This is a genomic window from Ferrovibrio sp. MS7 (assembly GCF_038404985.1).
GTDB classification, from domain to species: Bacteria; Pseudomonadota; Alphaproteobacteria; order Ferrovibrionales; family Ferrovibrionaceae; genus Ferrovibrio; species Ferrovibrio plantarum.
On sequence record NZ_JBBKBA010000003.1, the window covers coordinates 235,368 to 250,734 of the forward strand.

The 15,367-nt window shown below is 64.9% G+C and carries 17 protein-coding genes and 1 riboswitch; of the genes, 13 read left to right on the top strand and 4 right to left on the bottom strand.

Going from position 1 to position 15,367, the window contains the following annotated elements:
- Positions 1 to 43: 43 nt before the first annotated feature.
- Positions 44 to 526 (bottom strand): DUF192 domain-containing protein, encoded by a 483-nt coding sequence (locus tag V6B08_RS19395; protein ID WP_341984018.1) that lies wholly within the window; start codon positions 524 to 526, stop codon positions 44 to 46.
- Between the two features lie 7 nt (positions 527 to 533).
- Positions 534 to 1,661, bottom strand: a complete 1,128-nt coding sequence (locus tag V6B08_RS19400) for an acetoin utilization protein AcuC (RefSeq protein ID WP_341984020.1) — start codon at positions 1,659 to 1,661, stop codon at positions 534 to 536.
- A 61-nt stretch (positions 1,662 to 1,722) separates the two neighbouring features.
- Positions 1,723 to 1,831: riboswitch (TPP riboswitch) on the top strand.
- On the opposite strand from V6B08_RS19400, the gene V6B08_RS19405 reads away from it, so the two are divergent.
- The 4 genes from V6B08_RS19405 (at position 1,823) to V6B08_RS19420 (ending at position 4,967) form a co-directional block, all read left to right on the top strand.
- Entirely contained in the window at positions 1,823 to 2,542 is a 720-nt protein-coding gene (locus V6B08_RS19405; RefSeq protein WP_341984021.1) for an ABC transporter ATP-binding protein, read from the top strand. (Overlaps the previous riboswitch by 9 nt.)
- Positions 2,539 to 3,312 (top strand): ABC transporter permease, encoded by a 774-nt coding sequence (locus V6B08_RS19410; protein WP_341984023.1) that lies wholly within the window; start codon positions 2,539 to 2,541, stop codon positions 3,310 to 3,312. Before V6B08_RS19405 ends, V6B08_RS19410 begins: the two co-directional genes overlap by 4 nt.
- A 2-nt stretch (positions 3,313 to 3,314) precedes the next feature.
- Complete coding sequence (locus V6B08_RS19415; protein ID WP_341984025.1) at positions 3,315 to 4,256, top strand: ABC transporter substrate-binding protein; 942 nt, start codon at positions 3,315 to 3,317, stop codon at positions 4,254 to 4,256.
- Between the two features lie 243 nt (positions 4,257 to 4,499).
- Complete coding sequence (locus tag V6B08_RS19420; RefSeq protein ID WP_341984027.1) at positions 4,500 to 4,967, top strand: PAS domain-containing protein; 468 nt, start codon at positions 4,500 to 4,502, stop codon at positions 4,965 to 4,967.
- A gap of 117 nt (positions 4,968 to 5,084) precedes the next feature.
- Here V6B08_RS19420 and V6B08_RS19425 read toward each other — a convergent pair whose 3' ends face one another.
- Together V6B08_RS19425 and V6B08_RS19430 are read right to left on the bottom strand one after the other, a co-directional pair.
- Positions 5,085 to 5,780: a cold-shock protein gene (locus V6B08_RS19425; RefSeq protein ID WP_341984030.1), complete on the bottom strand. Its 696-nt coding sequence runs from the start codon at positions 5,778 to 5,780 to the stop codon at positions 5,085 to 5,087.
- Between the two features lie 229 nt (positions 5,781 to 6,009).
- A complete protein-coding gene (locus V6B08_RS19430; RefSeq protein WP_341984032.1) occupies positions 6,010 to 6,777 on the bottom strand; it encodes a hypothetical protein in 768 nt (255 codons plus the stop codon).
- Positions 6,778 to 6,941: 164 nt separating this feature from the next.
- Here V6B08_RS19430 and V6B08_RS19435 point away from each other — a divergent pair, with 164 nt between their 5' ends.
- From V6B08_RS19435 to V6B08_RS19475, 9 genes are all read left to right on the top strand, one after another.
- Positions 6,942 to 7,589, top strand: coding sequence for an SRPBCC family protein (locus V6B08_RS19435; RefSeq protein WP_341984035.1), 648 nt, complete (start codon positions 6,942 to 6,944; stop codon positions 7,587 to 7,589).
- Positions 7,590 to 7,752: 163 nt separating this feature from the next.
- Positions 7,753 to 8,220 (top strand): (2Fe-2S)-binding protein, encoded by a 468-nt coding sequence (locus V6B08_RS19440; protein WP_341984037.1) that lies wholly within the window; start codon positions 7,753 to 7,755, stop codon positions 8,218 to 8,220.
- A 4-nt stretch (positions 8,221 to 8,224) separates the two neighbouring features.
- Positions 8,225 to 10,600 carry a xanthine dehydrogenase family protein molybdopterin-binding subunit gene (locus V6B08_RS19445; RefSeq protein ID WP_341984039.1) on the top strand — a complete coding sequence of 792 codons (2,376 nt, stop codon included), beginning with the start codon at positions 8,225 to 8,227 and terminating at the stop codon, positions 10,598 to 10,600.
- A gap of 14 nt (positions 10,601 to 10,614) precedes the next feature.
- Positions 10,615 to 11,412, top strand: coding sequence for an FAD binding domain-containing protein (locus V6B08_RS19450; RefSeq protein ID WP_341984043.1), 798 nt, complete (start codon positions 10,615 to 10,617; stop codon positions 11,410 to 11,412).
- A 133-nt stretch (positions 11,413 to 11,545) separates the two neighbouring features.
- Positions 11,546 to 12,337, top strand: coding sequence for a glucose-1-phosphate cytidylyltransferase (rfbF, locus tag V6B08_RS19455; RefSeq protein WP_341984046.1), 792 nt, complete (start codon positions 11,546 to 11,548; stop codon positions 12,335 to 12,337).
- A gap of 15 nt (positions 12,338 to 12,352) precedes the next feature.
- On the top strand, positions 12,353 to 13,426 hold the full coding sequence (gene rfbG, locus V6B08_RS19460; protein ID WP_341984048.1) for a CDP-glucose 4,6-dehydratase: 1,074 nt from the start codon (positions 12,353 to 12,355) through the stop codon (positions 13,424 to 13,426).
- A complete protein-coding gene (gene rfbC, locus V6B08_RS19465) occupies positions 13,423 to 13,980 on the top strand; it encodes a dTDP-4-dehydrorhamnose 3,5-epimerase (RefSeq protein ID WP_341984050.1) in 558 nt (185 codons plus the stop codon). Before rfbG ends, rfbC begins: the two co-directional genes overlap by 4 nt.
- Positions 13,977 to 14,477: an acyltransferase gene (locus tag V6B08_RS19470; RefSeq protein WP_341984059.1), complete on the top strand. Its 501-nt coding sequence runs from the start codon at positions 13,977 to 13,979 to the stop codon at positions 14,475 to 14,477. Before rfbC ends, V6B08_RS19470 begins: the two co-directional genes overlap by 4 nt.
- Before the next feature lie 5 nt (positions 14,478 to 14,482).
- Complete coding sequence (locus V6B08_RS19475; RefSeq protein WP_341984062.1) at positions 14,483 to 15,352, top strand: NAD-dependent epimerase/dehydratase family protein; 870 nt, start codon at positions 14,483 to 14,485, stop codon at positions 15,350 to 15,352.
- Positions 15,353 to 15,367 lie beyond the last annotated feature (15 nt).

The following is a 15,367-nucleotide window of genomic DNA, read 5'->3' on the forward strand; positions in this document are numbered from 1 at the left end:
CCGCCCGGGCCTCGGACTAGCCTTTCCGGCCAGGGCTTTAAGCTCAGGGCTTCCGGCCGAAAATGGCATGGTCGACCTTGTCGCCCGGCTTGATGCCGAGGCGCGAGGCGGTGCCGCCATTCACTTCCAGCACCGCCCGCACCGGGCCGGCGGAGTTGATGCTGGTCTCGTCATGGGGGATGGCGCGCTGGTGGATATTGAGGATCGTGCCATCGGCCTTGATGAAGATCATGTCGAGCGGAATCAGGGTGTTGCGCATCCAGAAGGAGGCCGGCTGCTCGGTGAAGAAGTCGAACAGCATGCCAGCATCGGGCGCCATCTGGGTGCGGAACATCATGCCCCGGCTGCGGCTGGCATCGGTGTTCGCCAGCTCAACACGGAATTTCTTCGGCCCGGCCGCCGTGTTGATCACCAAATCAGAGACCGGCAGGCCGGTTTGCGGCTGCGCCCAGGCGTCACCCTGGCCTGCCTGGCCACTCAGCAGGGCCAACACAAGAGTTAAAGCAAGAAAACAACGACGCAGCATAATCCCCTCATATACCGATGCTTTTAGCCCCGACACTTTTAGCCTGGGCGGCGAGCGCCCTCACCTCGTCCCGTAGCCCGCCCGGGCGTGGTGCATCCGCCAGCGTGGTGAACCAGCTATCCGGCGGATTACGTCCGGTCGAATGGTTCCAACTCAAACTGCGCAGCAGGCTTTCCGCCGCCGCCGGCAGCCGGTCAGGTATTTCCTGGCCGCTCAAGCCGGCCCAGATGCCGCTCCAGCAACGCGCCACCGACCAGGGATTATAGCCGCCGCCCCCCGTGACCAACAGCCGGGGCGCCAGGCCCTTGAGCGCCGCCACTGCCTGCCACAAAGCCCGGTTGGAAAGCTGCTGCTTGCCCAGGGGATCCTCGGCCAGGGCATCGGCGCCGCACTGGATCAGCAGGGCATCGGGCCGGAACCCGGCGACCAGCGGCACAATCGCCTCGGCCACCAGATGCGCCATCTCGGTGTCGTTCATGCCTGGCGGCACCGGGAAATTGAACAGGTTGCCAAGGCCATGGTCCTCGGCGGCGCCGGAACGCGGCCAGCGCCCGGCCTCGTGCACCGAGATGAACAGCACGCGCGGATCGTCGCGGAAGGCTTCTTCCACGCCATCGCCGTGATGCACGTCGAGATCGACATAGGCCACCCGTTCAAGGCCACCATCGAGCAAGGCCAGGATCGCCACCACGGCATCGTTGAAATAGCAGAAGCCGGAAGCCTGCGCGCGGCGGCCATGATGGGTGCCGCCGCCAGGGCTGTAGATGATGCCGGGTTGCTGCAACAGGCGCCGTGCCGCCATCAGGCTGGCGCCGACGCCGGTGGCCGGACGGCGGAACATGGTGCCGTAGATCGGATTGCCGCCGCGCCCGAGATTATAACGGACCGACTCATCCTCCGGGATCGCCAGCACCCGCTCGGCGCGCTGCACGGCGGCGACGTAATCCGGCGCGTGGTAGCGCGTCAGTTCCTCCGGCGTCGCCGGGCGGCTTTCGGCATAATTCGCCGCCTCCACCCAGCCGAGCGTGCGGCACAGATCCATCACCGTCGAGACGCGCGGGATCGACAGCGGGTGTTTTCCACCCAGGCTGGAATGGCGGTAGATCTCGTTGCCGATGAACAGGGGCTGGCTCACCCCCTTAATGTAGCGAGCCGGCATCGGTTGCCTAGAGGGGCGCGTCGGCTATACTTAGGCCCAAGCCCTGAGGGGGAGCCGATGGTCGGCTGAGAGGTTCGCGCAAGCGGACGACCCCTCGAACCTGATCCGGGTAATGCCGGCGCAAGGGATTCAGCGGCGTGCGGCACGATACCTTACCCACTTCCGTCCATTCCGATTCCGCCCTGGCCTTTGGCTCCCAGGCGGTGCTGGCGCCTTTTGCGCTTGATCTGGCACCGGGGCGCTGGATCGCCGTGCTGGGCCAGAGCGGCATTGGCAAGAGCACCATGCTGCGCGCCCTGGCCGGCCTGTTGCCTCAGGCGCGCGTAACGCCGGACCTGCGCGGCTGCATCGCCTGGATGGCGCAGACCGACCTGCTGCTGCCCTGGCTGCCACTGGTGGACAATCTCTGCCTCGGCGCCCGCCTGCGCGGCGAGACACCCGATACTGAACGCGCCTGTGCGCTGCTCGGTCAGGTCGGCTTGAGTGGCCGGGAAAACTCCCTGCCCGCCACGCTTTCCGGCGGCATGCGCCAGCGCGCGGCTTTGGCCCGCACGCTGATGGAAGACCGCCCGCTGGTGCTGATGGACGAACCCTTCGCCGCGCTCGACCTCGTCAACAAGCGCAAGCTGCATCAGCTCAGCGCCGAATTGCTGGCCGAGCGCTGCGTCATCTTCGTCACCCATGATCCGGCCGAAGCGCTTAGCCTTGCCGACCATGTCTACATCATGGCCGGCACGCCGGCGACCTTGACGCTGGCCGCCGAGCCGAGCGGCGCCCGCCCGCGCGACGTGCTGGCGCCCGAGCATGTAGCAGCGCTCCGCGCCATCCAGGCCACTTTGCTGGCGGAGGCCGCATGAGGCCGCTGCTTACGCTCGCCGGGCTGCTGGCTGTATGGGAAGCCGTCGTGCGCGGTTTCGCCATTCCGAGCTACCTGCTGCCGCCGCCCAGCGCCGTGGCGCAGGCCTTCGTGCTGCATATCGAGATGCTGGCGCGCAATGCCGCCGTCACGGTGGCGGAAATGCTGATCGGGCTGCTGCTCGGCGCGCTGCTTGGTGCCTCGGCGGCATTGGCCTTGCTGCTTTCAACCCGCGCGCGGCGCTGGCTGCTGCCGCTGCTGGTAGCCAGTCAGGCCGTGCCGGTCTTCGCGCTGGCGCCTTTGCTGGTGCTGTGGTTCGGCTATGGCCTGGCTTCGAAGGTCGCCATGGCCCTGCTGATCATCTTCTTCCCCGTCGCCGTGACGCTCTACGATGGCTTGCGCCGCACCGATCCCGGCCTGCTCGACCTGGCCCGGGTGATGACCGCCGATGCGCGCCAGCACCGCCTGCGCGTGTTGAGCGAGATCCGCCTGATGGCGGCGTTGCCCAGCCTGTTCAGCGGCCTCAAGGTTGCGGCCGCCGTGGCACCGATCGGCGCCGTGATCGGCGAATGGGTCGGCGCCTCCGCTGGCTTGGGCTATGTCATGCTGCAGGCCAATGCGCGGGTGCAGATCGACGTGATGTTCGCCGCCTTGTTCGCGCTCGCGCTCTGCGCCGTATTGCTCTACGCCATCGTCGATTATCTCAGCCGCCGCCTGCTGCCCTGGCAGGCCGACAGCCATCTTTCCCTTCGCAGCACCGAGGAATCCTGATCATGCGCAAAACTCTGATTACCACTCTGTTCGGCCTCGGCCTTCTCGCCACGGCGCCGGCACACGCCCATGACAAATTCACCCTGCTGCTGGACTGGTTCGTCAATCCCGACCACGCGCCCTTCGTGGTCGCCAAGGAAGCCGGCTTCTTCGACCGCCATGAATTGCAGGTCGATCTGATTGCGCCGGCCGATCCCAACGATCCGCCCAAGCTGGTTGCTGCCGGCAAGGCTGATGCCGCGATCTCGTATCAGCCGCAACTGCATGTGCAGGTCGGCCAGGGCCTGCCGCTGCGCCGCATCGGAACCGTGGTGGCAACACCGCTGAACAGCCTTGTTGTACTCGGCAGCGGCCCGGTGAAATCGCTCGCCGATCTCAAGGGCAAGAAGATCGGCTATTCCGTCGGCGGCTTCGAGGATGCGCTGCTCAAGACCATGCTGGAGGGCTATGGCGTCAAGCTCAGCGACGTGACGCTGGTGAATGTGAATTTCTCGCTCTCGCCGGCGATCTTCGCCGGCCAGGTCGATGGCGTGATCGGCGCCTTCCGCAATTTCGAACTCAACCAGATGGACATTGCCGGCAAGCCCGGCCGCGCCTTCTATCCCGAAGATCACGGCGTGCCGCTCTATGACGAACTGATCCTGGTGGCCCATGCCGACAAGTTGAAGGACGCGCGCCTGTCGCGCCTGCTCGACGCGCTGGAGGAAGCCACCGCCTATATCCACAACAACCCGGAAAAGAGCTGGCAGCATTTCATCAAGAACAACAAAACCCTGAATGACGAACTCAACCGCCGTGCCTGGCGCGACACGATCCCGCGTTTCGCCCAAAGCCCGCGCGCACTGGATACGCGCCGCTACGCCCGCTTCGCCGACTACCTGGTGAAACAGGGCATGATCAAGCAGGCTTTGCCGGTTGCATCCTACGCGGTGGAACTGCCCTGATTGCTGCGTTTAAAGTATTTTTCAGATAGGGCAATGGCACTTACTCAACCAAAAGCATGGGGAAATAATCGTAAAAGACGATAAATCGCTTTCCAATGCAATAGAAAGCGAGATTCCAGGTGACGCAGCGGGAGGTTGAGTCCTAATCTCTGCACGGAGCAACACCTGGGGGAATACCACTTGGTACCCAAGGAGAAAGAGCAACTCGTCCCGTTTGAATCGCTGCATCCGCGGTTTGCCTGGATGCGCGATTACTTGGAGAGTTTGGCGCCGGCGGGGAAACTTCCCTCGCGGCGCCAGCTTGATCCGCTGGACCTGCGCGCGCTGCTGCCGTTCATCGTGCTGGTCGATGTACACCGCTCAGGCAGCGGATCTGGCAGCGAGCGCGAATTCCGCTACCGCCTGATGGGCAGCCGCCATGTCGAGGCCATCGGACATAACTTCACCGGCGTCACCGTGCAGGATGCCTCGGCGCCGGCTTATCTCGAACGCGTGCTGAGCAACATGAATTTCGTGGTCGATACCGCCAAGGCCTTTTACGACCGCTTCCCGATGCCGTTCCGCGACCGCGAGTTCATGGATTCCGAACGCGTCTACTTTCCACTTGCCGATGATGGCGAGACGGTGGATGTGATCCTGGTATTAAACGGCTATCCCAACAATCCCGACCTGGACCGCGTGCAGTTGCCGCCACCGAAGCGGCGCGGCTGACGCCAAACCGCTTACCCGGATCAGGTTGCGGGCATCCCCTGCACAAAGAAAAAGCGCCGGGCGGAACCCGGCGCTTTTCACATTAGCGTGTTCAGAGCATACCGCCCTTACAGGCGCTCAGCTCATGCGGATCTCGGCCACCTGCGGCCCCTTCGGGCCCTGGCCGACGCGCACCCGCACCGACTGGCCGGGCTGCAATTCGTTGATGCCCTCGCGGCGCAGCACTTCCATGTGCACGAAGATGTCCTGGCCGCCATCCCCGCGAGACACGAAGCCATAACCCTTCACGGCATTGAACCACTTCACCTTGGCCTCGAAGAATTCACCGGTGGCAACCACGCTGGGAAAGCGCGGCGCGCCGCGATCACCGCCGCCGAAACCACCGCCACCGCCGAAGCCGCCACGGTCGCCGCGATCACCACGGCCGCCGAAACCGCCACGGTCGCCACGGTCGAAACCGCCGCCAAAGCCACCACGATCGCCACGATCAAAACCGCCACCAAAACCGCGGTCTTCGCGCGGTCCACGGCGCGGGCCGCGATCACCGCCGCCACCGCCACCGGCACCCGAGGGCGCCGCCGTGCTGGTATCGACGGAAAGGATGCGTACGGCCTGCATGCCCTTGGGGCGGCGTACGACTTCGAGCACCAGCGTCACACCCTCATCGAGCGTCTCGTATCCTGCCTGCCGCAGGCAGGAGAGATGCAGAAAGATGTCGCCGGAATCATCTATCGGGCTCACGAAACCGAAGCCCTTAACGGCATTGAACCACTTTACCTTGCCGGAAATCTCAATCAGTTCACCGCCGTCCACGCCAAAGCCCCCATGCTCCACTGTCTTATTCCTTTAAAAGCCACAGTAACCCGAAAAGCCTAACACCATTTCTAGCCGCTGCAAATCCAGAATCGCGCTTAAGGCGAAGCGGGCAAAGCCAATTTCCGTGCCGCAAATATACGCAGACGGAGCGACGCCCAGATAGATATCCAGGGAGATGCCGGGGGTAATGCAGGGATATGCGGAAGCCGGGAACGGTTAACGCCGTTCACATCGTCGGGCCATCGACGCGGCGCTTCGGGCGCCAGCGGGTGACCGAGCGGCCATCGGCGGTGAAGCGGATTTCCTGACTGTCGGGCGGGGCGGCGCGCAGATGCGCCACGCTCTCGCCCACCGAGGCGGTGCGCGGAGCCCCGGCCTTGCCGGTAGTGGCGGGCGCAGCACCGGGCGTTGCCGCCGGGCCATTGCCGCCACGCACCAGCTTGCCCGCCGCAGGAGCGCGGGAATACTGCTCAATCTTGGCTTTAACCTCGTCCTCGAAGGGCGGCAGGTCGGCAGAGCGCTGCGCCGCGGTGCGACCGGTGATCTGCTTCACCGCGCCGGCACCAGCAGAGGTGCCGCGTCCGCTGCCGCGATGCTGCTCGACGTAGATTTCAGTGCCGGGACCATTCTCATGCGCCCGCTTCCAGGACGGATCGCCCAGCACCAGCTTATGCAGCGCCACACCCGGCAATGCGCCGAAGCGCTTCCAGAAGCCTTCGAGGAAAGCCTCGGCGCCCTCGCTGAAACTTGGCGACCACGGATTTTCCAAACCGGCAACGAAGACCAGGTCCAGCGTCGGTTCCAGCGGACCATCCTCGGCTACGACGAAAGTCGCAGGCATCAGCTTGGCACCCTCGCGGGCAATGGCGTAATGCGCCTGCGCCAGATAGAGCAGCCAGCGCAGCTTGGGCAGCGACATGGCAATGCGCTCCGAGGCTGCCCGCTCAAGCAGCCAGAAGCTGACATCAATGCCGGATCGTGTCGCCGGAACCATGGCGGCCCTCCTCTGCAGGTTCAGGTAGTGGCCTGACGCCCGCTCCTAAAGCAGGTGGGACGCCAGAGTGGCTAAAATTGTCCTGAACCTAGTTGTGCGCATAGTATAGAGCTAATCTTAACGGCAGGTGAATCAGAACTGTCGCAGTTTTCGGAGGAAACGCCATGGAAATGACCGGCGAACAGCTCATCCCGGCACCGCGCGCGGCGGTCTGGGAGGCGCTCAACGATCCCGCCATCCTGAAACAGTGCATTCCCGGCTGCGACACCCTGGAAAAAACCTCCGATACCAGCTTCGAGGCTGCCGTCACGGTGAAGCTCGGCCCGGTGAAAGCGAAGTTCAAGGGCAAGGTTGCGCTCTCCGATATTGATCCGCCGAACGGCTACACGATTTCCGGCGAAGCCCAGGGCGGCGTTGCCGCCGGTTTCGGCAAGGGCAGCGCCAAAGTATCGCTTTCCGATGCCGATGGCGGCACCCGCCTCGCCTATGCAGTGAATGCCCAGGTCGGCGGCAAGCTGGCGCAGATCGGTGCCCGCCTGATCGATGCCACCGCCGCCAAGATGGCGGATGACTTCTTCTCCAGCTTCAACACCCTGGTCGCCGCCGGCAATCCCGCCGCCGCAAGCATGCCTGGGCCTGCCGCAGCGGCAGCGCCGGCTGCCGAGGCCGCAGCAGCCACCAAGCCGCTGGTCGCGCCGGAAATCGCCGACCAGCAGCCGGAGCCGGAAGGCAGCGGTCTGCCGGCCTGGGCGTGGATCGGCGGCCTGATCGTGCTCGTCGGCTTCATCACCGCGCTGGTGCTGAAATTCTGACGCGCTGCAACATCACATTTTTCTGTGCAGCATCGCCGCATGACGATTGCAGCATTAACGGCATTGCAACTTGACGCCCGCGCGGCGTTGCGCCCACACTTGCGACACGACAGCAGCATCTAAGAGTCCAGTACCCTTTTAGGCCCCACCGGGAGGAAATCGAATGACCAATGTGTCCATGACCGTCAACGGCAAAGCCGTGACGCGCGAGGTGGAGCCGCGCACGCTCCTGGTTCAGTTCCTGCGCGAAACCCTGGAACTCACCGGTACCCATGTCGGCTGCGACACCAGCCAGTGCGGCGCTTGCGTGGTGCATGTGGATGGCCGCAGCGTGAAGTCCTGCACCATCCTGGCGGCGCAGGCCAATGGCGCCAAGGTCACCACCATCGAAGGCCTTGCCAATGGCGAGACGCTGCATCCGATGCAGGAAGCCTTCCGCGACAATCACGCACTGCAATGCGGCTTCTGCACCCCCGGCATGATCATGTCTGCCGTCGATCTGGTGCAGCGCAATCCCTCCCCCACCGAAGAACAGATTCGCCATGAGCTGGAAGGCAACATCTGCCGTTGCACCGGCTATCACAACATCGTCAAGGCCGTTCAGGCCGGCGCTGCTGCAATGAAGGGGTGAAGTCATGACCAACCAGGCTGTTATCGGCACCTCCGTCCGCCGCAAGGAGGATTACCGCTTCATCACCGGCCAGGGTAACTACACCGACGACATCAACCGCCCCGGTCAGGCCCACGCGCATTTCCTGCGCTCGCCGCATGCTTTCGCCAAGATCAAATCCATCAACACCAAAACCGCCAGCGCCATGCCCGGCGTGGTGGCGATCTATACTGGCCAGGACATGGCTGCCGACAAGGTTGGCGGCCTGATCTGCGGCTGGACCGTGAAGGGCAAGGATGGCCAGCCGCACAAGGCGCCGCGCCATGATTCCATCGCGGTGGAATATGTGCGCCATGTCGGTGATCAGGTAGCGGTGGTGATCGCCGAGACGCGCGCCCAGGCGCGCGATGCGGCGGAAGCCATCGAGGTCGAGTATGATGTCCTCGCCCCCGCCATCGACCTGCGCGCCGCGCTGAAGCCCGGCGCACCGCAGGTGCATGCCGATGCGCCCGGCAATCTCTGCTACGACTGGGATTTCGGCGACAAGGCTGCCACCGCTGCGGCCTTCGCCAAGGCGGCCCATATCACCAAGGTCGAGCTGGTGAATAACCGCCTCTCGCCGAACCCGATGGAGCCGCGCTCGGCGGTTGCCGAATATGATCGCGGCACCGATACCACCACGGTCTATGTCACCAGCCAGAACCCGCATGTGCTGCGGCTGATCCTCTGCGCCTTCGTGTTCGGCCTGCCCGAGCACAAGGTGCGTGTGGTGGCCCCCGATGTCGGTGGCGGCTTCGGCTCGAAGATCTTCAACTATCCGGAAGAGACCGTGGCCTTCTGGGCGGCGCGCAAGCTGCGCCGGCCGGTGAAATGGACCTCCGACCGCAGTGAGGCTTTCCTCACCGACGCCCATGGCCGCGACCATTTCACCATCGCCGAACTGGCGATGGACAAGGATGGCAAGTTCCTCGGCCTCAAGGTGGATACGCTCGCCAATATGGGCGCCTATCTCTCCACCTTCGCTTCCGCCGTGCCGACCTATCTCTACGCCCTGCTGCTGGCCGGCCAGTACACCACGCCGGCGATCTATGCCGAGGTGAAGGCGGTGTTCACCAACACCGCGCCGGTGGACGCCTATCGCGGCGCCGGCCGCCCGGAAGCCACCTATGTGGTGGAGCGCATCGTGGAAGCAGCGGCGCGCGAGATGAAGCTGGACCCGGCGGAAATCCGCCGCCGCAACTTCATCAAGCCGGATGCCTTCCCGTATCAGACGCCGGTGGCCTGCGTTTACGACAGCGGCCAGTATGAACTGACGCTGAACGAGGCGATGAAGGCCATCGACTATGCCGGCTTCAAGGCGCGCAAGGCGGCGTCGGCGAAGCAGGGCAAGCTGCGCGGCATCGGTATCTCCTGCTACATCGAGGCCTGCGGCATCGCGCCCTCGGCGGTGGTGGGTTCGCTCGGCGCCGGCGTCGGCCTCTGGGAGTCGGCCAAGATCCGCTTCAACCCCACCGGCTCGGTCTGCGTCTATACCGGCAGCCACAGCCATGGCCAGGGCCATGAAACCACCTTCGCCCAGTTGGTCTCCGACAAGCTCGGCGTGCCAATGGATCAGATCGAGGTGGTGCATGGCGACACCGCGCAGATCCCGATGGGCATGGGCACCTATGGCTCGCGCTCGCTCGCGGTCGGCGGCTCCGCCATCTCCAAGGCGGCGGACAAGCTGATCGAGAAAGGCAAGAAGATCGCCGCGCATCTGATGGAGGCCAGCGTCAACGACGTGGTCTACGAACGCGGCACCTTCTCGGTCGCCGGCACCGACAAGACGGTGCCGATGGCAGCGGTGGCCTTCACCGCCTATGTGCCGCACAACTACCCGGCCGATCTCGAACCGGGCTTCGAGGAAACCGCCTTCTACGATCCGGCGAACTTCACCTTCCCGTCTGGCTGCCATATCGCTGAGGTGGAGATCGACGCCGATACCGGCGTTACCAAGATCGCCAACTGGGTGGCGGTGGACGACTTCGGCAATGTCATCAACCCGATGATCGTCGAAGGCCAGGTGCATGGCGGCATCGCGCAAGGCGTCGGCCAGGCGCTGCTGGAAGGGGTGGTCTACGATACCGAAACCGGCCAGTTGCTGACCGGCTCGTTCCTCGACTACACCATGCCGCGTGCCGACGACCTGCCGAGCTTCAACGTGAGCATGACCCATACCCCCTGCCCGCATAATCCGCTGGGCGTGAAGGGTTGCGGCGAAGCCGGCGCCATCGCCGCGCCCGCCGCGCTGATGAATGCCATCACCGATGCGCTTGGCACCGAAGCCATCACCATGCCGGCAACGCCGCTGAAGGTCTGGCAGACCATCCAGGCGACGAAGCCCGCCATGGCAGCCGAGTAAGGGAGAACCAGCCTATGTATTCGTTCAACTATCATCGCCCCGCCTCGCTCGCCGATGCCTCTGCCCTGCTGGCCAAGGCCAGCGACGGCAAGCTGCTGGCCGGCGGCCAGACCCTGCTGCCGACCCTGAAGCAGCGCCTCGCCCAACCCTCCGATCTGGTCGACCTCGGCGGTATCGCCGAATTGTCGGGCATCAAGGTGGAAGGCGGCGCTGTGGTGATCGGCGCCGGCACCAAGCATGCCGCCGTCGCTGCCTCCGCCGAGGTCAAGAAGGCCATCCCGGCCCTCAGCCACCTCGCCGGCGGCATCGGCGACCCGCAGGTGCGCAACATGGGCACGCTTGGCGGCTCGGTCGCCAATAACGACCCGGCGGCGGATTATCCGGCCGCCGTGCTCGGCCTCGGCGCCACCGTGCACACCAACAAGCGCACGATTGCCGCCGACGACTTCTTCACCGGCCTGTTCGAGACGGCGCTGGCGGAAGGCGAGATCATCACCAAGATCGCCTTCCCCGTGCCGAAGCGGGCCGGCTATGTGAAGTTCCCCAACCCGGCCTCGCGCTATGTGATGGTCGGTGCCTTCGTGGCCGAAACCGCGTCCGGCATCCGCGTTGCCATCAACGGCGCCGGCCCCGGTGTGTTCCGCCACAAGGAGATGGAGGCAGCGCTCGCCAAGTCCTTCTCAGGTGACGCGCTCAAGGGCATCAAGACCGATCCGAAGCGGATGAACAACGACATCCATGCCTCGGCAGAATACCGCGCCCATCTGGTCGGCGTGATCGCCAAGCGGGCGGTGGAGGCGGCGCTGGGCTGATACCCTCCCGCCGGGCTTGTTCAGGGGCCGCCGGGCAACCGGCGGCCCTTAACATTTGAGCAACCATTCCCAGGCAATCTCTGGTTACTATTTGCCAGAAAGGGGCGAGTCTGCGGACTCGGCGGGAGAAGCCATGGCCAGTTTGAACAATATGGAATGCGTCATCCTCTGCGGTGGTCTTGGCACCCGCCTGCGCGAGGAGACCGAGTTCAAGCCGAAGCCGATGGTGGAAATCGGCGGCCGCCCTATCGTCTGGCACATCATGCGGCATTACGCCTCCTACGGCGTGCGCAACTTCGTGCTCTGCCTCGGCTACAAGGGCGACGCGATCCGCGACTATTTCCTCAATTACCGCATGCGCAACGCCGATGTGGCGGTGTCGCTGGCCGACAACAACATCGAATTGCTGAGCCAGCCCAACGTGGATGACTGGCGCGTGGTGCTGGCCGAGACCGGCGCCGAGACCCAGACCGGCGGCCGCATCAAGCGCGCCATCCGTCATGTGCGCGGCCAGCGCTTCTTCGCCACCTATGGCGATGGCGTCGCCAATGTGGATATCGCGGCGCTGCATGCGCTGCATGAGCAGCGCGGCCTGGAGGCCACTGTCACCGCCGTGCATCCCTCCTCGCGCTATGGCGAGATCGACATCCAGGACGGCACCGTGCACAGCTTCCAGGAGAAGCCCCAGGTTGGCGCCGGCTGGATCAATGGCGGCTTCTTCGTGTTCGAGCGCCAGGTCTTCGAGCGCGCTTCCGATAATCCGAAGATGGTGCTGGAAACCGATATCCTGCCGCCGCTGACCCAGGCCAAGCAGCTCGCAGCCTATCACCATGACGGCTTCTGGCAGTGCATGGACACCTACCGCGAAATGCAGATGCTGAACGAGATGTGGCAGAGCGGCCGCGCGCCCTGGCTGCGTTCGTAAGAAGGACGCGTCGCCGTGGCACCGCTGCCCGATCCGAGTTTCTGGCGCGGCAAACGCGTTTTCCTCACCGGCCATAGTGGCTTTGTCGGCGGCTGGACTGGCTATTGGCTCAGCCTGCTCGGCGCCGAGGTCACTGGCTTCGCCCTGCCGCCGCCAAGCAACCCGCATTTCTCCGGCCATGTGGCGCTGCATACCCGCCTGAAATCCATCGAGGGCGATGTACGCGATGCGGCGCATCTGGAGCGCGCCATGCGCGCCGCTGATCCGGAAATCCTGCTGCATCTCGCCGCCCAGCCGATCGTGCGCGAAGCCTACAAGAACCCGGTCGACAGTTTCGCCACCAATGTGATGGGCACGGTGCATGCGCTGGAAGCGGCGCGCGGCTGCTCACGCCTGCGCACCACCATCGTCTTCACCACCGACAAGGTGTATCGCAACCGCGAGACCGGCCAGGCCTACCTGGAAAGCGACGAATTGGGCGGCGACGAGCCCTACTCGGCATCCAAGAGCGCCAGCGAGCTGGTCGCGGAAGCCTATGCCAACCGCTACATGAAGGACGATGCCGGGCTCGCCACGATCCGCGCCGGCAACATCATCGGCGGTGGCGACTGGGCTGCCGACCGCCTGGTGCCCGATGCCGTGCGCGCTTTCGGCCAGGGCCGCGTGCTGGAAATCCGTCGCCCCGATGCCGTGCGCCCCTGGCAGCATGTGCTGGAAGCGGCGCGCGGCCTGCTGCTGCTCACTGAAGCCTTGAGCAAGCAGCCGAAGGAATTCCACGGCGCCTGGAACCTTGGCCCGGCCCAGGCCAGCGCCGCGCCGGTACGCCGCGTCGTCGAAATCCTGGTGAAAGCCTGGGGCAACAATGCAGCCTGGGCCAATACCGGCGGCGACGGCATTCCCGAAGCCGGCCTGCTGATGCTCAATTCCGCCAAGGCCGCCGAGCGGCTCAACTGGGCCAATGCCTGGAGCCTGGAAGAAGCCCTGGAACAGAGCATCGCCTGGTACCGCGCCGCCAATGACGGGCAGGACATGGCCGCCTTCACCACCGCCCAGATCGCGGCCTATGCCGACAAGGTGCGTGGCCTATGAAGATCGAGAAGCGCAAGCTGCCCGGCGTGCATGAAATCACGCTCAGCCCCCGCGGCGACCATCGCGGCTATTTCATGCGCATGTACGACAAGCAGATTTTCGCCGAGGCCGGCATCGACCGCGCCTGGCTGCAGGAAAACGAGGCCCGCACCGAGAAGCGCCACACCGTGCGCGGCCTGCATTTCCAGCGCCCGCCGGCAGCCGAGACCAAGCTGATCCGCGCCACCCAGGGCGTAGTGCTGGATGTGTTCGTGGACCTGCGCGCTGGCTCGCCGACCTATGGGCAATGGGATTGCGTGGAACTCGATGCGGCGAAGCACAACATGGTGCTGATCCCGCGCGGCTTCGCCCATGGCTATTGCACGCTCACCGATGATTCCGTGGTCACCTACAAGGTCGACAGCGTCTACACGCCTACCCTGGAAGGCGGCCTGCGCTGGAACGACCCCCAGGTCGGCATTGCCTGGCCGGTCAGCGAGCCGATCATGTCGGACCGTGATAAGCTGCAGCCGTTGCTCGCGGAACTGGAACCGATCCAGGAGGCCTGGGCATGAGCGAAGCATTGCAGATCGACCCGACGGCGCAGATCAGCCCGGATGCGCGCATCATCCCCTCTTCGCGCGGCAGCCGCATCGTCATTGGTGCCCATACCCATATCTATGATTTCGTCGTTATCCGCCCGGTCGGCGGCAGTGGTGATGTAATCATCGGCGAGCATTGCTACATCAACCCGCATAGCTGCCTGTATTCCGGCAACGGGATTACCTTCGGCAATTACGTGCTGGTGGCGCCGGGCTGCATGATCGTGCCGACCAACCATGCCTATGGCCGCCGCGACATCCCGATCCGGCACCAGGGTTTCCTGCCGTCCAAGGGCGGCGTGGTGATCGAGGACGATGTCTGGCTCGGCGCCAACTGCACCATTCTCGATGGCGCCCATATCGGCAAGGGCGCGGTGATCGCCGCCGGCTCCGTGGTGCAGGGCAAGGTGGAGCCCTATGCCGTGATGGCCGGTGCGCCGGCACGCTTCATCCGCTGGCGCGACGAGTAACCGCCATGACAGTGCAGATCCTCGGCGCTTACGGCCTGATCGGCAGCGCCATGCTGAAAAAGCTGCCCTGGGCCACCTGCCCGACCCGCGCCGATCTCGACCTGAATGATGCCGCCAGCATCGCCGCCGCTGACCTCAAGGGCGACATCCTGGTGCATGCCGCCGGCGTGACGGATGAGGAATTCGCCGCCGATCCGGCCTCCGCCTGGATCCGTGCCACCCGCCTCACTCAAGGCTTGCTGGAGGCCGCCGCCAAAGCCGGCATCAAGCGGCTGGTCTATGTCTCCACCGCCCACGTCTATGGCCCGCTGGAAGGCGACATTACCGAGGTACGGCCGGTGAACCCGCTCGGCGATTACGCCCTGGCGCATTTCGCTTCCGAGCAGCTCTGCCGCCGCGCCGCCCTGCAGCGCGGCTTGGACGTGCTGATCCTGCGGCCCTGCGCCGTCTATGGCCTGCTGCCGGACCTCGCCCGCTTCAAGCGCTGGTCGCTGATCCCCTTCTCCTTCCCGCGCGAGTTGCTGCAAACCGGCAAGATCGTGCTGAAAAGCGATGGCGAGCAACGGCGCAATTTCGTTTCCGCCGACGCCATCGCCGCCGAGGCCGCGGCCTTCCTGGCCAGCCCCCTGGAGCCCGGCCGCTGCCGGGTGCAGAATGCCATCGGGCCAGATGACATGACGGTTTTCGCTTTCGCCGCGCGCTGCATCGCCCTGCTCCGTCCAGGCCAAGGCCGGGTGGAGCGCCCCAGTCCTGTACTGGGCCCTACCAAAGGCCCGAAACCAGCCCCTCTGGCCTATCGGTCCCGCTATACAAGCGCGGAACCGCACTCTACGCTGGACGCGACGATTCGCGCTCTGGCTGCGCAGATTCAATAGTCAACGACGAGGACG